This is a genomic window from Citrobacter freundii complex sp. 2024EL-00216 (genome assembly GCF_043945515.1).
GTDB lineage: Bacteria > Pseudomonadota > Gammaproteobacteria > Enterobacterales > Enterobacteriaceae > Citrobacter > Citrobacter portucalensis.
The window spans coordinates 1-4838 of record NZ_JBIMRA010000046.1; the positions used below are offsets into that span (position 1 = coordinate 1).

Below are 4838 nucleotides of genomic sequence, written 5' to 3' on the forward strand. Positions count from 1 at the left end.
GATCGAACCCAATGCGCCCGCGAATGAATACAATGTGATCGGCATCTTCGGGCCACCACTTTTCACTCGGCGCGGCTTTTATCAGGAATACATAGCGACCGCCCTCCTCGCGCTGGGCTGCTGCGTACTTCATGATGTGCGTCATACCAGTGATCGCCTGTTTCTCGTGGTACTGCGAACGGCTATACGGTGGGTTGCCATAGCCTGCGCCACCCAGTTCTGCCAGACGTTCAGACCAGTCCTGCGTCAGCGCGTTATCTTCGGCGGTGTACCAGACCGGGCACTTCGCGTTATCGTCGTCAGCAAACAGATCCAGCGTCAGGGGGCCGAACATCGCATTGATGCCCCAAAAAAGCAGATCTGGTGTTCGCCACTGATCGCCAACTTCTTTCAATTCGTGGGCTGGTTGGCAACGCAGTGCTGCCAGCGCCTGGCAATATTTATTTCTCGTCATTGGCGAAACCCCGAATTCTCTGGCAATGAATAATCAACCCCATGGAAACTTGAACGCGCAAGCGACGTAGTTACTGGCTGCTTTTTCCCCCATTCATCGCGTGGTGGGCGACCATTGCGCTCCCAACCGATAGCGCTCTGGAGATATTTCTCGAACTTCTTCGGGCCGAACAGGGTCTCAGGGCACAAGTGCTGGTACATTTCGAAATTGTCGCGCCAGTGCTCATGCTTCAGGTCAATGACGAGTTTCATGTCGTCAACGTTGTGCCCGTCACGGAGCCGTGCCCTGATGTTTTCGAGAGACGATTTTGATTTCTGGAATCTCGATCCTTTGACCCTGTTCAGGTGATTCAAGACCTCGATAGCCTGATCAGTAATTTCGACTTCATGGTCGGGTTGCCCAGCAACCTGACAAGAGGTTTTATTCTCCTGGGTAGTCTCCTGAGTATTCTCTGTGTAATCTCCTGTATGAAAGTTTGTGGGATCCCCGCAGGCTTGTTCGTTGGGTTGTCCCATACTTGTTTGCGTGGTTTCCACATTCTTGTTTGCGGAATCACCGCAATCTAGTTTGCTGGATTGCACCAATCCAGATTGCGGCATTTCCACATTCTGGATGTTCCGCAATCTGGTTTTATCCTGGCTGGCCTTCTTCACTGGCTTTCCGGTCTCCAACAGAAGAGCTTCAAGCCGTTCAGTGTTGATGCGATAATGCATTGTGGCAGGTACGCCACGACGGTCCTCTTCCAGCACACCAAGAGAAACAAGACGCTTACGCGCAGTTTCCTGCTCGTCGCGGGTCAGCGCCGTCTCTAACGAGATATCAGCCTGGGTTTTATACATCCAGCCGCCATCCATTCGGTTATGCCAATATACCAACTGAGAAAGGAACACTGCCGCGACCGGGCCTGACTTCACTTTCCCGGCGCGCAACTTTGCAAATGCCGGGTTGTATGCGATCGGGCGATCAAGAAGCTGAATTAATGCACTCACTTACGCACCTCCTTATGCTTTTCGTTCAGTTCCGAGTCCACAAGCCCAGCCACGAATACACCATCGTTGATGTAGTCGTAGAGTGATGAAGCTAGCGGAGACTGAACAGAAACCAACATCGGATAAAGTTGTTCTAACCAGACGCGGTGAATTTCAGACATGTAGAGGTAAACAACGTGGGCATTGTGCGCTGCGCAGAAATTATCACTTGCCCCGTGAAGCGCATTTTCCATCCTGTTGAAGGCTGTGATGTATGCCTCTTTGAACTGTGCTGCTCGCTTACCAGTGAAGCCCATAGCGAGGAACGCGAAACCATCGCGGGTGATTTGATAGCAGGGAAGTTTGCGGCCTGTAGCGTCGGTGTATTCACTCACCGCAAAATTGCGGGCAGTGAATTCTAGCGAACACTCCAGAGCGCGGATTTTTTTCAGTACGTCATCGTGACGCTTAGTGAAGAAGTCGGCAATAGTCAGAGAGGAGGTAACGGCCTGACCGTTAATCACGGAAATTTCAGGTTGAACGAGGGTTGGGATCGTAGCCATGATGGCTGCCTCTTTAGTCAGTTTTAACAACTCACCACAAGAGACGCCAATCTCATTGGTGGTGAGACGTGCAGGGTTGGCGTAACCGGTGACTAAAGAAGCCGGCGCATCTTTCGATGCCCCTGCACGCCCCACCATAATCAGGGTGTAGCAATGCATTTCGCACAAAAAAACCGCCAGAGCGCGGTTGTGCTCTTTAATCAATTCCAGGACGCCAATCCCGGCAACGGATTTTGCCGCTGCCGAGACAGTGTATACCTGGAATAAAGCATGATCAATAATGAGGTTGGGATGAGCGTTAACCGCTACAAAAAAATAAGGAGATACAACGTGATCTACCAACTTTTGGCTAACAGCAGCAGCGGTGATGGTTTTTACGATGTAACCATCAGCGATCAGAGCGGTAACCTCGAAATAGAATGCACTTGCATTGCTGGTGAAATGGGCACGATGTGCAAGCACCGTATTGCCGTTATTACCGGAAAATATGGAAAAATCATCGATGTTGATGATCCAGAAAACGCCGATGCTAAACTGGCAACCGGACTGATTGCTCAATATGGAGTTGCGGATCAATACATTGCTCTCGCCAAAGAACTCGAAGACCTGAAAAAGAGGTTCAAAGTTGAAGAAAAGGCTATCAAATTGAGGATTAATGCCCTGGCAGGATAAATTCTCAGTTAAGTTTTTTTTCATTGGGTTAGCTCTCATCCTCTATCTCCCTGAACTTTTTCCGGAACTGTTCAAGCGGCCTGAAGCATTCATGCGGGTAGCCATCACGCAGATAGATAACGCGCTGTGTTTCTGGCTCCCAGCGGATAACACGGACTGGCACTCCACGGTGATCTTTGAACCTTCGGTTAAGTTCGCGCACAGGCGTTTTGCCCTCCGGTTGTAGACCCCCACAATTGAAACCGCCCTACTGTCGTTACACGGAACCCAGCGGTTTGATAATCTGCGTTCATACCGAAACAACGGAGTACCCGAAACCGGGATCATCCTGAGTTGCGGTAGACGGTTAAAAGCCGTTAAACTGTTCATGCGGATTATTTCTCCATACTCGAAGAGTTGTTCGCCAAGGCGCCCGGAGCTGCACACTCGCGGGCGTCACTCTTTTCTGGCGCGCAGAAAACACGGAATAGCAGCGTCAAATGCTCCTGCCACTTAGCCATTACCTGATAACTGTTCTCTTCAATCTGCTCACGTTCTGCCGGATCAATAACCCCGTCAGCGGTTGCCTTACGCAGGTACTGCGAGTGTTTACCAATCCATTCGATTGACTCCATCAGGCGCTGATTGATATCGCCGTTATCAAGATCATCAACTTCCACCAGCGGAACGAAGACGCCTCCACTACGGCGGGCTATCGCATCGGTGACATACTTAGTACCGCTTGCATCCTGAAGCACCATCGCCCACTCAAGCGGGAAAATTTGATCACCTTCGTTACGCAGTCTGTTGTAGAGCGCATCCGTTGAGAGTTTTCCAGCGCGATACAGGCCAAGCCATTCAGCGGCTTCGGCATAACCGCCTGGCATTTCGGCAATAGTTCTTTTGATTGCAGCCACCAGCCATGCTGGTTGCCGCTCTACTTTCCAGTGTTGTTTATCCACGGTTGTCCCCTAATTTCTGTGGTTTTAGTTTTACTGAAGCTCCGCTACGCTTTTCGTAAAGGTCGGGATGGAAAACTAATTTCCCCCCGGTCCGATAGGCTGCTTCAGCTGCACGTCCTTTCGGGATAAGGCGACCAGTTCTATTACGCCACTGGTAAACGGCCTCGCTTGTGATTCCAAAAAATTCGGCAACTTTCTCTGTGCTGCCGAAGTAGTTTTCAATATCTTCGGTTGTCATAACGCCTCCTTAGCTAAGTTTGATTAGATATTAATAACCAATCTAACTTTGGTCAATAAAAACTAAGATTGCTTAGCCTTTTAATTTTTTTATGGTGTTCAAATGGAAACTGTCGGTCAGCGCATCAAAGCTCTCAGGCGCATAACCAAAACTTCGCAGAAAGAACTGGGTAAGTTCTGCGGCGTTAGTGATGTGGCGGTTGGATATTGGGAAAAAGACGTTAATGTACCTGGCGGTGAGTCACTTGCGAAACTTGCAAAGTATTTCAATACATCAATTGATTACATACTCTATGGCACTGAATTTGAAGGTAATCTGATAACCAAGATGCGTAGAATTCCGGTGATATCTTGGGTCCAGGCTGGACAGTTTACAGAATGTAAAGCGTCAGAATTTTTCAGTGAAGTAGATAAATGGGTTGAGACATCACTCCGGATAGGGGATAGCTCCTTTGCATTGGAAGTTAAAGGTGATTCGATGACAAACCCTAATGGACTACCGACAATCCCGGAAGGGGCGACAGTAATAGTAGATCCTGATGCAGAGCCACTTCATGGAAAGATAGTCGTAGCCAGGCTTGATGGGACAAACGAGGCTACTGTAAAAAAACTCGTCATTGATGGGCCTCAAAAGTTCTTAGTTCCCTTAAATCCACGTTATCCAAACATTTCAATTAACGGTAATTGCCTGATTATCGGAGTTGTCAAAGGCGTTCAGTACGAGCTTTAACCCACTTCTAACCTCCTCCTTAACATCAAGCTAAGAATAGTTTGGTGTTTTCTCTTGATCTAAAAGCTAAGTTAAGTTAGATTTTATTCACCAACAGCGAACAGGCAGGACGCCCACGAAGTAGCCGCCGGTGGCATATGAATAACCGGATGATTCGCTGACAGAAAACTAAGGTTAGGGGCAGAGGTTTACATGAATCATTTATTCACATGCTCATTTTGTGGAGCAACCGAACTGGTAGCGATGAAGATCGTCGCAAAAGGTGGTAAGGAC

General features: G+C 48.8%; 8 protein-coding genes. 2 read left to right on the forward strand and 6 right to left on the reverse strand.

Annotated features, from left to right (window positions below):
* From ACHHZ7_RS25005 to ACHHZ7_RS25015, 3 genes are all read right to left on the reverse strand, one after another.
* Window positions 1-454, reverse strand: a 454-nt coding sequence (locus ACHHZ7_RS25005; RefSeq protein ID WP_395149221.1) for a phage N-6-adenine-methyltransferase, incomplete at its 3' end; no start/stop codon positions are given.
* Window positions 451-1443 carry a conserved phage C-terminal domain-containing protein gene (locus ACHHZ7_RS25010; protein WP_395149222.1) on the reverse strand — a complete coding sequence of 331 codons (993 nt, stop codon included), beginning with the start codon at window positions 1441-1443 and terminating at the stop codon, window positions 451-453. The genes ACHHZ7_RS25010 and ACHHZ7_RS25005, both read right to left, overlap by 4 nt.
* The gene (locus tag ACHHZ7_RS25015) at window positions 1440-2384 is read right to left on the reverse strand and encodes a Rha family transcriptional regulator (protein ID WP_395149225.1); all 945 of its coding nucleotides are present in this window, start codon (window positions 2382-2384) and stop codon (window positions 1440-1442) included. The genes ACHHZ7_RS25010 and ACHHZ7_RS25015 overlap by 4 nt, the downstream gene beginning before the upstream one ends.
* Here ACHHZ7_RS25015 and ACHHZ7_RS25020 point away from each other — a divergent pair.
* Window positions 2277-2657 (forward strand): SWIM zinc finger family protein, encoded by a 381-nt coding sequence (locus tag ACHHZ7_RS25020; protein WP_223240887.1) that lies wholly within the window; start codon window positions 2277-2279, stop codon window positions 2655-2657. The genes ACHHZ7_RS25015 and ACHHZ7_RS25020 overlap by 108 nt on opposite strands.
* A 28-nt stretch (window positions 2658-2685) precedes the next feature.
* Here the strand turns inward: ACHHZ7_RS25020 and ACHHZ7_RS25025 are convergent, their stop codons facing one another.
* The 3 genes from ACHHZ7_RS25025 to ACHHZ7_RS25035 form a co-directional block, all read right to left on the reverse strand.
* Window positions 2686-2859, reverse strand: coding sequence for a DUF4222 domain-containing protein (locus tag ACHHZ7_RS25025; RefSeq protein WP_395149223.1), 174 nt, complete (start codon window positions 2857-2859; stop codon window positions 2686-2688).
* A 172-nt stretch (window positions 2860-3031) separates the two neighbouring features.
* Complete coding sequence (locus ACHHZ7_RS25030) at window positions 3032-3598, reverse strand: YmfL family putative regulatory protein (RefSeq protein ID WP_139935010.1); 567 nt, start codon at window positions 3596-3598, stop codon at window positions 3032-3034.
* Entirely contained in the window at window positions 3591-3836 is a 246-nt protein-coding gene (locus ACHHZ7_RS25035) for a Cro/CI family transcriptional regulator (protein WP_395149224.1), read from the reverse strand. The genes ACHHZ7_RS25030 and ACHHZ7_RS25035 overlap by 8 nt, the downstream gene beginning before the upstream one ends.
* Window positions 3837-3938: 102 nt before the next feature.
* Between ACHHZ7_RS25035 and ACHHZ7_RS25040 the strand changes: the two genes are divergently transcribed.
* Window positions 3939-4565 carry a LexA family transcriptional regulator gene (locus ACHHZ7_RS25040; RefSeq protein WP_072667370.1) on the forward strand — a complete coding sequence of 209 codons (627 nt, stop codon included), beginning with the start codon at window positions 3939-3941 and terminating at the stop codon, window positions 4563-4565.
* Window positions 4566-4838: the final 273 nt, after the last annotated feature.